Source organism: Leptothoe sp. PORK10 BA2 (assembly GCF_034932105.1).
Lineage (GTDB): Bacteria > Cyanobacteriota > Cyanobacteriia > Phormidesmidales > Phormidesmidaceae > Leptothoe.
The window spans coordinates 25,794-40,917 of record NZ_JAYGIG010000015.1 but is presented as its reverse complement, the minus strand read 5'-3'; the positions used below and the strand labels follow the sequence as shown (position 1 = coordinate 40,917).

At 53.0% G+C, this 15,124-nt stretch carries 11 protein-coding genes; 7 read left to right on the top strand and 4 right to left on the bottom strand.

All coding sequences use genetic code 11. The annotated features are described in order from the left end of the window. Positions 1-35: 35 nt before the first annotated feature. The gene (locus VB741_RS06495) at positions 36-1,595 is read right to left on the bottom strand and encodes an NAD(P)H-hydrate dehydratase (RefSeq protein ID WP_323364340.1); all 1,560 of its coding nucleotides are present in this window, start codon (positions 1,593-1,595) and stop codon (positions 36-38) included. A 278-nt stretch (positions 1,596-1,873) separates the two neighbouring features. Here VB741_RS06495 and mnmA point away from each other — a divergent pair, with 278 nt between their 5' ends. Genes mnmA through VB741_RS06480 form a run of 3 tightly spaced genes read left to right on the top strand, consistent with a single transcriptional unit; the run spans position 1,874 to position 6,314 of the window. After that, on the top strand, positions 1,874-2,944 hold the full coding sequence (gene mnmA, locus VB741_RS06490) for a tRNA 2-thiouridine(34) synthase MnmA (protein ID WP_323364339.1): 1,071 nt from the start codon (positions 1,874-1,876) through the stop codon (positions 2,942-2,944). A gap of 30 nt (positions 2,945-2,974) precedes the next feature. Next, complete coding sequence (sat, locus tag VB741_RS06485; protein ID WP_323364338.1) at positions 2,975-4,147, top strand: sulfate adenylyltransferase; 1,173 nt, start codon at positions 2,975-2,977, stop codon at positions 4,145-4,147. A 19-nt stretch (positions 4,148-4,166) separates the two neighbouring features. Beyond that, positions 4,167-6,314 (top strand): caspase family protein, encoded by a 2,148-nt coding sequence (locus VB741_RS06480; RefSeq protein ID WP_323364337.1) that lies wholly within the window; start codon positions 4,167-4,169, stop codon positions 6,312-6,314. A gap of 40 nt (positions 6,315-6,354) precedes the next feature. Here the strand turns inward: VB741_RS06480 and VB741_RS06475 are convergent, their stop codons facing one another. Continuing rightward, on the bottom strand, positions 6,355-6,744 hold the full coding sequence (locus VB741_RS06475; RefSeq protein WP_323364336.1) for an ArsR/SmtB family transcription factor: 390 nt from the start codon (positions 6,742-6,744) through the stop codon (positions 6,355-6,357). Positions 6,745-7,817: 1,073 nt separating this feature from the next. Between VB741_RS06475 and VB741_RS06470 the strand changes: the two genes are divergently transcribed. From VB741_RS06470 to VB741_RS06455, 4 genes are all read left to right on the top strand, one after another. After that, on the top strand, positions 7,818-10,106 hold the full coding sequence (locus VB741_RS06470) for an ATP-binding protein (protein ID WP_323364335.1): 2,289 nt from the start codon (positions 7,818-7,820) through the stop codon (positions 10,104-10,106). A gap of 86 nt (positions 10,107-10,192) precedes the next feature. Further along, complete coding sequence (locus tag VB741_RS06465; RefSeq protein WP_323364334.1) at positions 10,193-12,313, top strand: CHASE2 domain-containing protein; 2,121 nt, start codon at positions 10,193-10,195, stop codon at positions 12,311-12,313. Positions 12,314-12,378: 65 nt separating this feature from the next. Next, positions 12,379-12,783, top strand: a complete 405-nt coding sequence (msrB, locus tag VB741_RS06460; RefSeq protein ID WP_323364333.1) for a peptide-methionine (R)-S-oxide reductase MsrB — start codon at positions 12,379-12,381, stop codon at positions 12,781-12,783. A 27-nt stretch (positions 12,784-12,810) separates the two neighbouring features. Further along, positions 12,811-13,629 (top strand): alpha/beta fold hydrolase, encoded by an 819-nt coding sequence (locus VB741_RS06455; RefSeq protein ID WP_323364332.1) that lies wholly within the window; start codon positions 12,811-12,813, stop codon positions 13,627-13,629. 146 nt (positions 13,630-13,775) lie between these two features. Here VB741_RS06455 and VB741_RS06450 read toward each other — a convergent pair whose 3' ends face one another. Both VB741_RS06450 and rlmB read right to left on the bottom strand, forming a co-directional pair. After that, positions 13,776-14,045, bottom strand: coding sequence for a DUF1816 domain-containing protein (locus VB741_RS06450; RefSeq protein ID WP_323364331.1), 270 nt, complete (start codon positions 14,043-14,045; stop codon positions 13,776-13,778). A 65-nt stretch (positions 14,046-14,110) separates the two neighbouring features. Further along, the gene (gene rlmB / locus VB741_RS06445) at positions 14,111-15,118 is read right to left on the bottom strand and encodes a 23S rRNA (guanosine(2251)-2'-O)-methyltransferase RlmB (RefSeq protein ID WP_323364330.1); all 1,008 of its coding nucleotides are present in this window, start codon (positions 15,116-15,118) and stop codon (positions 14,111-14,113) included. Positions 15,119-15,124: the final 6 nt, after the last annotated feature.

The window sequence follows — 15,124 nt, the reverse complement described above, 5'->3', positions numbered from 1 at the left end:
GCAGGTGGGCCTTGCCCACCACCACCAACCCCCAATTATCCAGCCAGATAATCAGCCAAGGCAGGATCCAAACAGCGGGCCAACTCCAGCGGATCCACCCCCAGTACCGTGCGCCGCTGGTGGCCATATAACCCCGCCTGGGCATGCCACCAAACAGCCCCCAACACTGCATCGGTAACGGCTGTTGTCATAGGCTCCAGTCCTTCGCTATTTTGCTGGGCCGCAGCCTGTGCCATCAACCCACCCATGAGTCCGGTCAGCACATCACCGCTGCCCCCCCTGGCCAGGGCTGGCGTACTGTCGGGATTCAGCCACAGGTGCTCCCCCACCGCCACCGCCACCTTTGAACCCTTCAGCACCACGATCGCTCCGGTGGCCTGGGCTGCCCCAAGAGCCCCGTCATGGCCCCCGGTTAGGTCTGGAAATAACCGTCGAAACTCCCCTGGGTGGGGGGTGATCACCGTTATCCCCGGACGATTTTTCAGCTGCCTAGCCGTGATGCCATTGAGGCCATCGGCATCTAACAATAAGGGTGCGGTCGTGGCCAACACCTGGGGTAGCCAGTCCACCTGGGCTAGTCCCGGTCCACAGGCCACCGCGTTGTATCGATCTAGGGAGAGGTCAGGCGGTAGAGTTGCGATCGCCCCCCCCTCAGTTTCCTCCGCTCCCATCACCAAGGCCCCCGGCAGCTGCGCCACCACCAGAGAGCGGATACTCTCCGGCACCACCAGGGTCACCATCCCCACCCCACTGGCCACCGCCCCATGCCCAGCCAGCAGGGCTGCCCCCACATATTGCCTAGAGCCAGCGATGATCAACAGCTGCCCCACGGTATATTTGTGGGCCACCGGGGAGCGCTTCAGGGGTAGACCCTGCAATGCCCGCCCAGGGGTCAACCGCTGCACTGGAGGTGGTTGACCTAACACAGCGACGATATTGGCCCAGGGAATATCAAAATCAATCAGATTCACCTGCCCCAAATAGGGCTGGGCTGCCTCCTGCAAACAGGCCCGTTTCCATAGCCCTAGGCAAAGGGTGGTGTCTGCCCTAATGGCGGTACCCAGGACCGCACCACTGTCGGTGTGAATGCCGGAGGGTAAATCAATACTGACGACAGGGATCTTGCTTTGGTTAATCCGCTCCACGGTGGTGGCAATGTCCCCCACCAGGGGACGATCGAGACCGAAGCCAAAGAGACCATCCAAGAGCAGGCTGTTCTGGCAATTGGCCTGGCCTAAGCTACTTGCTAACTCATCCCACGTCCGATACCAGGGAATCCCCAGGCTGCGACAGTAGCGACCATGGTCTGCTGTCAACGGTTTGCTCCGTTCAAAGGGACCATAGATACCCACGTCATAGCCATGCAAATGCAGCTCCCGAGCCACCACTAGGGCATCTCCACCGTTGTGTCCCGGTCCCACCAGCACTCCAACTTGCTGGCTCCGATCCCACCGCTGCAGCCAATAATCCCCAATCCGCCCCGCCACCTTTTCCATCAGTGCCGCCACCGGAAATCCTGCGTCAAAGAGCAAAGTTTCGATTTCCTGCATCTGAGCCGCTGTGACACAGACGGTTTGAATCATGGATCTGCTCATACCTGGCCCCACCATGGAAATCCCATAGTGCTCTATTTTTTATCTGTCCCTAAAATATCTGCATTTCATCGGGATTTGAGCGATCTATCCCTAAAGTATCTACATTTCATCGGGATTTGAGCGATCTATGACCGTATCTCTGGAAAAGCAAGGGCAATTATTTGTAGTCTGCGACACCAATGCTTGGCCATTTCCGTTTCCAGAAATGGCCAAGACAATCACAGATTTGTGGATGGGATGTTAGCCTAATAGTTGGTATTTGGTACGTTCAATTAGTTATGGCCAAAGTTGTTGTCGGTCTTTCTGGGGGGGTAGATAGTTCAGTTGCGGCAGCGACTTTACACAAACAAGGACATGATGTCATTGGTTTGACCCTATGGCTGATGAAAGGCAAAGGCCAATGCTGCTCTGAGGGCATGGTGGATGCGGCCCAACTTTGTGAAGAGTTGGAAATTCCGTATCACGTTGTGGATACCCGTGACCTGTTTGAAGAAAAAATCATCAACTATCTAGTCGAAGGCTATAGCCAAGGTATCACCCCCCTACCTTGCTCCCAGTGTAACCGCAGCGTAAAGTTCGGCCCGATGCTGGACTATGCCCGTCGGGAGTTGGGAGCCGAAACCATTGCCACAGGTCACTACGCCCGCATTACCCACAATCCCCAGACAGGACGCTATGAGCTTCGTCGGGCTGTGGATCGGACGAAGGATCAGTCCTACTTTCTCTACGATCTCACCCAGGAGCAGTTGGCCGCCACCCAGTTTCCCCTAGGGGAGCAAACCAAGGCGCAGACTCGGGCCGTGGCCTCTCAACTCGGCCTTCATACGGCTGAAAAACCCGAGAGTCAGGACCTCTGCCTGATTGAGCAACATGGCTCCATGCAAGCGTTCCTGGATAAATATTTAGCGCCGAAACCGGGCGACATTGTCGATACCAACGGTCAGGTTTTGGGACAGCACACCGGTATCCACCATTACACCATTGGCCAGCGTAAGGGGTTAGGCGTTTCCGCTCCAGCTCCCCTTTACGTTGTGGCCTTGGACGTTGCTCGCAATCGGGTGATTGTGGGTGAACGAGACAGTGTTCATCAAGCCCACTGCATTGTCGATCGGGTCAATTGGGTATCAATCCAGACTGCCGATGCTCCCATCGCGGTGCAAGTGCAAATCCGTTATCGTTCCCCTGCGGTAGCTGCCACTGTGGTGCCTCTCGACGACGGTTCTGTAAAGCTTGTCTTTGCCGAGCCTCAGTTTAGTGTTTCCCCAGGCCAGGCTGCAGTATGGTACGACGATGACAACCGGGTGCTGGGGGGCGGCCTGATTCGGCCTTATGCCCCAGATGAACATTAGCCCTGTCTATATAGAAGAAAAGAGGACATTTTGACATTAACTAATGATGGTATTGCTCCCCACGGTGGGACATTAATTAATCGCTTAGTTTCCGACGAGCAGAAAGCAGAATTTTTAAGTAAAGCGGAATTTTTACCCCAGGTCACCCTGGATGATCGGGCCCTGTCAGATTTGGTCATGATTGCCATCGGTGGCTTTAGCCCCCTGACTGGGTTCATGGGTAAGGCTGACTATGAGCCCGTTGTGACTGACATGCGCCTGGCCAATGGCTTGCCCTGGTCCGTACCCGTCACCCTATCGGTTTCCGAGGAAGTGGCATCTCCCCTAAATGAAGGGATGCTGATTTGTCTGAATGATCAGACAGGTCGCTATGTGGGCGTCCTCGAACTGACGGAGAAGTACACCTACGATAAGGAAAAGGAAGCCGTTAACGTTTACTGCACGGATGAAGATCTGCATCCTGGAGTGAAGGTGGTTTACGATCAGGGGGAGATTAACTTAGCGGGTCCCATTTGGCTACTAGAGCGGGATGAGCATCCCCTGTTTCCCAAGTATCAGATTGATCCCGCCGCTGCTCGGGCCATGTTCCGTGAGCGAGGCTGGAAAACAGTCGTCGGGTTCCAAACTCGCAATCCCATTCACCGGGCCCATGAATATATTCAGAAGTGTGCTCTAGAGACCGTAGACGGTCTGTTTTTGCACCCATTGGTGGGGGCTACTAAAGAGGACGACATCCCAGCGGATGTGCGGATGCGGTGTTACGAAATTATGATGGATCGCTATTTCCCGCAAGATCGGGTAATTTTGGCGATTAATCCATCGGCTATGCGCTACGCTGGTCCTCGCGAGGCTATTTTCCACGCCCTGATTCGTAAGAACTATGGCTGCACCCACTTCATTGTGGGTCGTGACCATGCCGGTGTCGGGGATTACTATGGAACTTACGATGCCCAGCATATCTTTGACCAGTTTGAGCCGGGTGAACTGGGGATTACGCCGATGAAATTTGAGCACGCCTTCTACTGCACTCGCACGAGTACCATGGCCACTAGCAAGACTAGTCCCAGTAGCAAGGAAGAGCGGATTCATTTGTCGGGGACAAAGGTGCGTGAAATGCTGCGTCGTGGCGAGCTGCCCCCACCGGAGTTTTCTCGTCCAGAAGTGGCGGCTGAGCTGTCTCGGGCCATGCAAACCCAAAGCTAACGCGTAATGGAGTAGGGCAGTGAAGCGACGGGATTTTTTGTCGGCAACGGGGGCCATTTTAGGCACCTTAGGTCTTAGCCAGTCCCAGCTTTTGGGTTGGCAACAGGCCCTGGCCGATCCATCCCGTCGCAAGCTAGCCCTACTGATTGGGATTAATCAATATCCCGCCAGCGTCCTAGGGAAAAATCTCAAGCCCCTCCGGGGCTGTGGGACAGATGTAGAGCTACAGCGCCACCTCCTAGTCTATCGCTTTGGGTTTGACCCAAATAATATTGTCACCCTGGTGGACGCCCAGGCCACCCAAGTCGGTATTTTAAGCGCCCTTTACCAACTCACTCAAACCTCCAGTGCCAACGATTTTGTCGTTGTTCACTTCAGCGGCTGTGGGGGCCAGGTGATGCTGGGGGATCAGCAGATTAAAACTTGGGTACCGGTGGATGGCCATTGGCCAACGGCAGCTGAACCCCTATCAAGGGATGTGCCGGTGTCCTGGGTCAAGCAAATTTTGGCCAGGTTAAAAACTAAACAGATATTTACGGTGGTGGATGCTGGGTATAGTCAGCTTGAGGAGCCCCTATCTGGGGGATACCGCTCCCGTTCCCGGCAAGGGATGCCGACAGTGGAGGCCATGCGACTGCCGACTACCTTAGCGGAGGAGGTGCTGGCAGACTTGGGGAAGGTGCAAGCCGCGGCGGAGCCCGCATTTTTTCCGGGTGATGTACTGATGGCCGCCCGCGATGGTCAGCCGGTGATTGAGCGGCAGTGGCCTGATTTTGGGGCGGGCTTATTTACCTATGGTCTGACCCGTTATCTTTGGGCGGCCCAGTTGCCGGCTCAGTTATCGGCCACCATGCGGGGGGCCCAGGAGGCGATTTTGCCATTGGTGCCCAACCAAACCCCCTACTGGACGACCCAAACTGCGGATGAGCACGCCGTCTATGGCGAGGGGAATGATGCCAGCTTAGATGCGGTGGTTACGGCTGTGGAGGGGCGTTCGGCCACCCTTTGGCTGGGGGGATTACCGCCGGATGTGGTGCAGTATAGTGAACGCTTTGGCTTTTCTCCCCAGGCCGATGATGGGGCCGCGTCCATCGTTATGCGATCGCAATCGGGTTTGACCGGTCGTCTGCAGTTAACCGATGAGGCCACCTGGTCTGTGGGCCAGCCCCTCTACGAGGTAATGCGAGTTTTACCCAGGAACATTTCCCTGGTGGTGGCCTTAGATGGGAACCTAGAAAGAATTGAGCGGGTAGATGCCACGAGTGCCCTAGCCGCCCTGTCCTTTGTGGAGGCCACCGATGACGCCCGCCCGGCCGATTGTATGTTGGGTAAGTTTCAGCCAGCCCCAGGGGATGACAATGACTTAGAAACGAAGGTGGTGCCCGTGGTCAAGCAAGGCTACGGCTTGTTTACCCCCACCCACAATTTGGTGGTCGGCACCTTGGCCAAGCAGGATGAAGCGGTCAAAATGGCCGTGGGTCGTCTGGCCCCTAAGCTTAAAACGATGTTGGCCATGAAGCTACTACGTCTGAGTGAAAACCAGGCGTCATCCCAACTAGCCGTTCGCCTGAATCTGCTGTTGGCAGGGGAAACCGAAAAACTGGTGCTGCAGCAAGAGACCCGTCGCGCCTCGGGTCAGGCCTCGAAAAGTCGTGTGGCCGATGCCGTCAGTCGCCAAAATCGTCCCGTGGAGTTTTCTAAGGGGGCCCAGGTGCGTTATCAGGCCCTCAATTTTGGGGATGCTCCCGTGTATACCGTGCTGTTGGGGTTTGATGCCCGCGATCGCATGCTGGCCTTTTGCCCCCCGAGCGATGGCCAACCCTACTCCCTGGAGTCATTGCAAGCTGCCTTGACCCTAGAACCTGGCAACGCGCTCAATTTGCCAGTGGGACAAAATACCTGGGTGGTGGATGACTCAGAGGGCCGGGTGGAAACCTATCTGGTGTGTAGCAGTACCCCTCTAACCCGCTGTTGGCAAGAACTGTTGTCCATGGCCGATGCCGTCAGCAACCAACGGGTAACCTTAGAAAATAATGCATTACCCCTCATCCAGGCCCTGCTCCATGATTTAAGTAGGGATGCCCATAAAGAGGAGGCTGCACCCGATAGCTACGCCTTGGATACGACCCAATGGGCCACGATTGGGTGCCACTACAGTATTGTTTAGGCCAGTATTGTCTGGGCCAGTTTTGGCTAGGCCAGTCTGTTTAGGGCAATTCAGTCACTTCAGCCACACCGTTCCCATGGTAGGCGTGGTCTGGGCTTGAGAAACTAAAGGCGCGGAAATGTTTGGCCTGTTCTTCAATGCGACAGGCGATGCGATCGCATACCAGACTACACAGCTGAAAACTCAGATCATCAGCGACTCGGTAGAAGGACGATGTCCCCTCCGTACGCCGGGCCAACATGCCCGCCTGTAGCATTACCTTCAGATGTTTAGATACATTTGCTTGGCTGGTGTCCGTATCATCCACCAGCTCCTGAACACATTTCTCGCCATTTCTGAGCAGGTTCAAAATCTTGAGGCGCATGGGCTCACTCAGGACACTAAAATAATCGGCCACCTGCTGAATTACTTCAGCGGAGATAGGTTCCATTGCGGGACCTCCAAGACCCTAAGGAAACAGGCACATCAGTCAAATTAGTCAGCTCAAAACCTGATGAGCATTTTAGCAATATATTCATCAATAACAATAGAGTGATGTAGTTTTTAAATCAAAACTCAAATCACATCTAGTTCCTTCAGCCTAGGTGAGGCCACGCAGCCCATTTTTTGCCCATTTTTTTGCCAACATAATTCCTTCCCTGCCATTAATAACCAGCCTCCCCCGGTGCAGGAGTTTATCATCCTTCCTGCCATGGATAACCAGGGTCCCACGGGTCTAGTCGCTTACAATCCTTGCGGAGATTATGAAAGAAGTATGGGGTTTCCATCTCAACTTAAAATAGCAGCGCTAGGATGATGCCATCTGCACAGTCTTACGCCTAAATATTGTGCTCTCGGCAATTACTTAGAGTTTGAATTGGTCATAGCTAACCTGGTGAATGAACGGATGCAAAAAAAGGCACCATGCTAATTTTTTTAGATTAAATTATCCCAAAGATCAGCTATGCCTTGAATTTAAATAAGTTCTTGAAATTGTTCACTATGGCCAATCTCCAGCGCTCAGAGCGCTAGACTATCTGGGCTTACTATGCATTTTTTTTGTTATCAGGATATTTTCGAAACTGATTAAGTAAATACTACCGAGTTAATATCCCCGAACCCTAATGCTGGTTTTATCGTTAAGGAATCGAGTGGTTTGAAACGCGAGTGATAAACTTTTTGAACTTCTTTAAACCATAAAAACTTTAGCCAAAGCAGTCTATGGTTTTGAGCCTACCTATAGTTATTATTTTTCTCAATATTTTCTCAAGAATAGTTAACTGGTTTAACCAGAAAGATTAAGCAAACCTGGCAAATCTTTAAGGAGGATAGGGACAGCTTAGAACTGTATTCAGATATTCAGAAGATATTCAGCCCATTACAGCACCATGGCCACCATAGCTATAGCGGTGAGATTCATGCAGGATGCCACCCTAGCTGATTCTGCTTTATTCGTTTTTTTACCATTGCGGTAGCTCCCGGGTTGTCACTTTGTTTGTCACTTCTAAGAGATGTTCCGCCGCCATGTCTAGCTTCGCCTCAGCTTTAGAATATCAAAGCGTTCCGTGTCAGGTGTTTGAGCAGATGCGGAGGAGTCTCTCTAGTTTGCTAACAGGGGACGTTTCCCACCTGTCTGAGACGGATTTGGGGGATGGTCAGCTATCTGCAGAAGCTCGGATTGAAAAATTTACCCTCTTGTCAACGGACCAGATCAGTCTTTTGCTCCTAGCCCAGCATGATGGGGCCTGTAGCTATCTAGTCAGCCTTTGTACCGATCTAAAGGTGATAGAGCGCTTTTTGGCACTGCCATGGTTGGTTAATAGCTTGAAAGGGGACAGTCATGCCGCATGGACCGAGCTGCAGCAGCGGATCACACCAGCCAGCCAGCCAACCAACCAACCAGCTAACCAGGATGTTCCCTTAGACAATCAGACCCTGATTAAATTGACCCATCAGTTGATGTTGGAGGTGAGTGGTCTAGAACCCTCTTCCCCAGAGCAGCAGCCCTTATCGGCGGCGACAATTCTGCAGCATTTAGTGAATCGGTTACATCGGTCAGAACCGCTATCGTTATTGATGCAAGCCACCCTAGATGAGGTTTGTGCCTGGTTGCGTCTGGATCGATTGTTGGTCTATCGGGTGGCCAATCCTCCGCCCTACCCCAGTCAGCCAGAGCACCGGAGAAAGGATGATGGATTCTCCACTATTGCTTACGAAGTCCTGGGCCATCCTGCCATTGGCTCTGTCCTGTCCCATCTTGATGCCCCCTCTGGGACCCAATCGGATATTCACTTTGTCCCCCAGGGCATTTGGCCCCAGCACTATGACCCAGCATCCCCGGACAATCGATATGAGGCCGTTGAAAATATAGCCCATCACTATCGGCAGCATCCTGACTTGTTAAACCAATTACAGCAGGCCGGTGTAGGCTCTCAATTGGTCGCGCCCATATGGCTGGACGACACCCTGTGGGGACTGCTGATTGGTCATCACTGTCTTAAGGAGGAATCTTCCCCTAAGCTTCGCCAATGGCAGGCTTGGGAAGGTAATTTCCTGGCCCAGATTGCAGAGCATCTAACCATTGCCATCCGCCAGGAAGATTTACAACGGGAGTTGCAGTATCAAAAGTTGATGCTAAAGGTGCAGGTGGAGGATCGGACCCAGAGTCTGAAGGATGCGCTGATGGCGGCCGAAGCGGCCAACAAGACCAAAAGTGAGTTTTTGGCCACCATGAGCCATGAACTGCGGACGCCATTAACCTACATTATTGGCATGTCAGCAACGCTACTCCGGTGGTCGTTTGGGGATCTTAGCCCCCGACAGCGGGATTACCTCAACACCATCCACAGTAGTGGGGAACAGCTGCTAGATATTATTAATGACATTTTAGAAGTGGCCAAAATTGAGGCGGGGCGTACCGTGCTTGAAGTCAATGATTTTTCATTGTCAAACCTGGCCCGTAGTAGCTTAGAAAGTTTTCGAGAAGAGGCCCAGGCCAAAGAGTTGGATTTACGGATAAATTTGCGATTGTCGGAGGCCGAAGATACTTTTCGGGCCGATCCTCGCCGCATACGTCAGATTTTAGCTAACTTATTGAGCAATGCTGTCAAGTTTACCGACAGGGAAGGGCGCGTCAGTTTAAGGGTTTGGCGCGATGCACAGAATGCGATGTTTCAGGTGGAGGATACGGGCATCGGTATTCCTGAGGCCCAACAAGCTTCATTATTTGAGACGTTTAAACAGCTGGAAGCCGTGCGCCAGCGGCAGTATCCGGGGGCGGGCTTGGGATTGGCCCTAACTAAGCAGCTAGTGGAACTGCACAACGGGGCGATTCAGGTGGTGTCTACACCGGGTAAAGGGTCCATGTTTACGGTGCGGATTCCCCTCCAGCATTCGGACGTCGCAGTCAGCTCCTTTGAAAGTGTTGAACCGATTACCGGTCGGATTATTTTATTGGAAGACGATGAGAACAGCGCCAGTTTGATTTGTGATTTACTGACGGCGGCTAACTACCAAGTGATTTGGGTGATTGAGGGCTCACGGATTGTTCACCAGGTAGAAATTTTACAGCCCGTGGCCATTATTCTCAATCACCATTTGGTTAGTGGCAACAGTCACTATATTGTGGAAGACCTGAAACACTATGTGGACAACTCTGGTATCAAGGTGATTTCCCTGATGGATGCGGAGGAGATGGAAACCATTAATGAGCCATCCACCGATGGGTTTATCGAGGAATTTGATGACTACTTGGTGAAGCCGATTGATCCGGCGACACTGTTGAGTAAAATTCAAATGCTACCCACCAGCTAATTGAAGCGCTCAAGGATGGGGCAGGCAAACGTTTTTATGCATCAAAATGTTTGCTATAGCAAGCTGTTCAGGGGCCGTTAATGCCGATGCTAGGTCAGGTTCTTAAGGAACGCTACCAATTAATTCGAGTGCTGGGGTCAGGGGGGTTTGGTCAAACCTATGTGGCCCGAGACTTGTTTCAGGCGAAAAACTTTGAGTGTGTGGTCAAGCAGCTGAAACCGGCCAGCACCAATGTCACATTTTTGAAGATTGCGCGACGATTATTTGAAACGGAGGTCTCTACCCTCAAACGTTTGGGGAACCACAGCTGTATTCCCAAGCTGCTGGACTCATTTGAGGAAAAGCAGGAGTTTTATCTGGTTCAGGAGCTGATTGATGGGGAGTCCCTGGGGGATGAAATTCGTCGGGCGGGGCGACTGACAGAAGATCAGGTGATAACGCTGCTGCAGGAAACATTAAGTATTTTAAAGTTTGTCCATGATAATCGGGTGATTCACCGCGATCTCAAGCCTGACAATCTGATTCGGCGCAGGGAGGATGGCAAGCTTTGTTTGATTGACTTTGGGGCGGTTAAGGAAATCCGTACCCAGGTTGTCAACAGCGAGTTGACTGGCCTGACGGTGGGGGTGGGTACCCAGGGCTATACCCCCAGTGAGCAGCTGGCGGGTAAACCCCGGTTGAGTAGCGATATTTTTGCCTTGGGGATGACGGCAATCCATGGGTTAACGGGGCGGACGCCCACGGATTTGCCGGAGGATATGTCGTCCCTAGAGCTGCTTTGGGAGGAGTATGTCAACATTAGCCCCGGTCTGCGGTATTTGTTGAAAAAGATGGTACGCCATTATTTCTACCAGCGTTACCAGAGTGCATCTGAGGTGCTGCACGATCTGGGTCGCTTGGATGAACTGGCGGAAGAAGCGGATCAGCTGACCATGGCGGAGACGATGTTGCCCCTGGCAACGGTGTGGCAGCCAACGCGGAAAGAGAGTATTTGGGCGGTTGCGATCGCAACCACCCTAGTCAGCACCCTCACCCTGGGCCTCCGGCAGCTGGGCACATTTGTCCCCCTAGAACTGGCCGTTTACGATGGGCTCGTCGCCTATCAGCGGGATTTAGGCCCCGATCCCCGCATTTTGTTAGTGGGAATCGACGAGCAAGACCTCAGCAATCAACAAAGTGACAGCCCCTCTGACCAATCGATTGCCGACGCCCTTGAGATTATCCAAAGCCACAACCCGACGACTATTGGCCTCGATCTCCATCGGAACTTTCCGGTGGGAGATGGCCGGGCCGCCTTAGCCCAAAGTCTGGCCGCCGACAACATCATTGGCATTACCAAACTAGGGGATTTTGAAGGGGAGAGGATTCCGCCGCCACCGGAGTTAGATCCGGCCCGAGTGAGCTTTAACGATTTCCCCCTCGACCCCGACGGTAAAATTCGGCGTAATCTCCTATTTGCCAGCGCTAGTACCGATGTCGAGGCTGACGTCTATACCTCCTTTGGCCTGATGGTGGCCCTGCACTATCTAGAGAAGCACCATGGCTTACTGCCCTCGGAAGGGAAAGGAGCCAATGAATTTATGGGGTTGGGGGACGCCGGATTTGAGCTGATGGGATCCACCTTTGGCGGCTATCAATCCGTCGATGCGGCGGGATATCAAATCCCCATTACCTATCGCTCTCCCACCCAGCTAGCAGAGCGAGTTTCCCTAACGGACATTCTTAGCAATCAGGTTGATCCTGAGCTGATTAGGAATAAGGTGGTGTTGATTGGCACGACAGCCTATACCAGCACCGACAAGTTTTTTACCCCCTACACCCTACGCAGCGGCCTCAGCGACGACAACTATCAGATGTCGGGGGTGGAAGTCCATTTACACATGGTGAGCCAGTTTCTCACTGCGGTGTTGGATGGCTATCCCCTGCCGTGGGCCTGGCCCGACTGGGGGGAAGTTGCCTGGATTGTGATCTGGGCCAGCAGCGGCAGTCTGATCACGTGGCAGCTGCGAAAACGTCGATATTGGGCCATCGCCTATGGCATCGGTCTCGGGGCAATCGCCACCACCACCGGCGTGTTTTTTTTAGTCAACGCTTGGGTGCCAGTAGTAGCGCCCCTAGCCGCCTTTACCCTAGCCAGCGGCAGCCTACTGGGTTATCGGCGCTACCGCCAAAGACCGCCGTCCCTGACCAAGCCGAATCTGCGTTAGGATCGGCAAGTCGCTGTAACTGACTTTCTGAGCAAACTTTCTGAGCAAACTTTCTGAGCAAAACTATGGTGGAAAAAATTCAAAAAACAGACGCAGAATGGCAAGCACAGCTTACCCCCGAGCAATATCAAGTCACCCGTAAGCACGGTACCGAACGGGCGTTTACCGGTAAATACCACAACAACAAAGCAACCGGCATCTACAACTGCATTGGTTGTGGCTCAGAACTCTTCTCCTCTGCGACCAAGTTTGATTCGGGTACGGGCTGGCCTAGTTTTTGGGCCCCCAGTAAACCTGAGAACATTGCCACAAAACGGGATGTCAGCCTCTTTATGATCCGCACCGAAGTCCTGTGTGCTGTCTGTGACGCCCATTTAGGACATGTCTTCTCCGATGGTCCCCAGCCCACCGGACAACGCTACTGCATGAACTCAGCAGCGCTAGATTTTATTCCCAAAGAAAACGTCTAGGATTGCTGAGGTCCCCTTTGATTCTCCATGGAGCTATCGGTTGAGTATCGTGGGCAGGGCATGCCCATTCTGTGTCTCCATGGCCATCCAGGGACGGGCCGCTGCATGGCGGTATTTACCGACTACCTATCCCCCCACTTCCGCACCATTGCACCAGATTTGCGGGGCTACGGTCGCAGCCGTACTAACCAACCCTTTGCCATGGACCAGCACCTAGGGGATTTGTCCGCCTTGCTCCAGCAGTTGGACCAACCCTGTCTACTGTTGGGTTGGTCCCTCGGGGGAATTTTGGCCCTGGAGCTAGCGCTCCTGCATCCTGAAAAAATAGCCGGAATAATTTTAGTAGGGACAGCGGCTAGGCCCAGGGGCCGTCATCCGGCCATTACCTGGCAGGACAATTTACTGACGGGGTTGGCCGGTGTGATCAACTGGCTCATTCCAGGCTGGCCATGGAATATTGCCACCCTGGGACAGCGGTCATTATTTCGCTATCTCATCTCCCAACACAGTGCCCAGGCCTACTGTCACATTGCCCAGGAGGGCACCCCTGCATTTCTGCAAACCTCTTCCTTGGCTAACCGGGCTTTAATGACGGCTCTGAGGCAGGGCTATAACCGCCTAGGGGAACTGCATCGGATCCATCAGCCCTGCCTCATGCTAGCGGCGGTGAATGATGTACACATCACACCGGAATCGAGCCAGGAGACCGCCAACACCCTACCTAACTGTGAATGGCGGCTATATGAGAATGTTGCCCATCTGATGCCCTGGGAAATTGGTCCACAGCTGTGCCATGACCTGGGGGATTGGTTGGAGCGATATGGGTTTTTAAGGCTAGACCGTTAGCCCGTCGAATGGCAGAAAAAACAAAAGGGACTTGGCGGTAAAACCAAATCCCTTTTGTCTTGAGTTGCTCGAGCAATCTTTAGCTAGGAATAACCAGAATGCCTGTTGCTAGTTGCCGAAGCCTGGGGGGCATCCAGCTAACCGCTCTAGTTACTGCTGTATGCAGGGGTTACGTTGCTAGGCTCCGTATACTCCACTGTCAGGAGTGCGGGTTCAGCGCAGCACTTAACGTCAACCTGAATCTCTTTAGCCCCTTCCTGTTCTAAGTCTTCTATGTAGCCCGCCTTATGTAGGTCTGCCTCACCTTCAGTATCAAATGGACCAAAATAGTAGAGACAGCGGGGTTGGGATGTTGATATCTCTACCCACCAAGACTTCGTGAATGAGCTAAAAAGATTACTCAAAAAGTTTTTCATAAATTCATGCCTGTCGTTGTTAAAAATCTGACCGTTTGAGCAGCCTAAGATAGCGCCTATAACATTTATACAGCCTGATTTTGATCCCCGCCAAGCCTAATTGGAGGTAATTTGTTCAGCCACCGTTGTCGGTAAATCTCATACAACGCCATACCCGTGGCAACCGAGGCATTTAGACTAGGTGTTTTCCCGGTCAGGGGGATCGATACTAAAACATCACAAAGATTTTGAATGGATAGACTGAGACCCGTGCCCTCTGAGCCAATTACCAGCACAATGGGTCGATCAAACTGGGTGGTGTGGAGCGGTTGTCCCCCTTCAGAGGCCATACCATAGATCCAAAATCCATCCTCTTTCAGTTGTTCTAGGGCTCGACCTAGGTTAACAACCCGTGACACGGACAATGTTTCTAGGGCTCCGGCGGCCACTTTTGCCACCGTTGGAGTGATGCCGACGGCTCGGCGTTGAGGGATCACTACCCCTTGGGCACCCAAGGCTTCGGCAGTCCGAATGATGGCTCCCAAATTATGGGGATCGGTAATGCTGTCGGCGGCAATAATGACAGGCTGGCGACAGGCGGCTTTGGCGGCTGTGATCAGATCCCCCAGCTCCACATAGTCATGGGAAGCAATTTGGGCGACGATGCCCTGGTGGTTGGCTCCCTGGGTCAGCTGGTTTAATCGTTGGGTGTTGACTTCGTCAATCACTGCACCGTTGGATTTGGCATCTAAAATCAAGGGCCTAAACCGGCCATCAAATACCAGGCGCTCATTTACCCATAGACGATTGATGGGGCGTTGATTTGCGATCGCAGCTTCCACCGAATGGCGACCATACACCAGGTCCGGACGCTCCTCCTGCAGGGTGTCTTCAGGATTCAGGGGCTGTAGCCGATCAGGTCGGCTCGGCGGCTGACCTGCACTATGGGGCTGACCTGCACTGTGGGGTGAAGGCAGACGTTTTTTGAACGTTTTTTTTGCACCCGGCTTGAGCACGGGTTTAGCAGGGCCCTTAGGCTGGGGACGAGACTTACCCTTAGCTAGACGGGGCCGATGGTCGGAAGGTTTAACCATGGATCA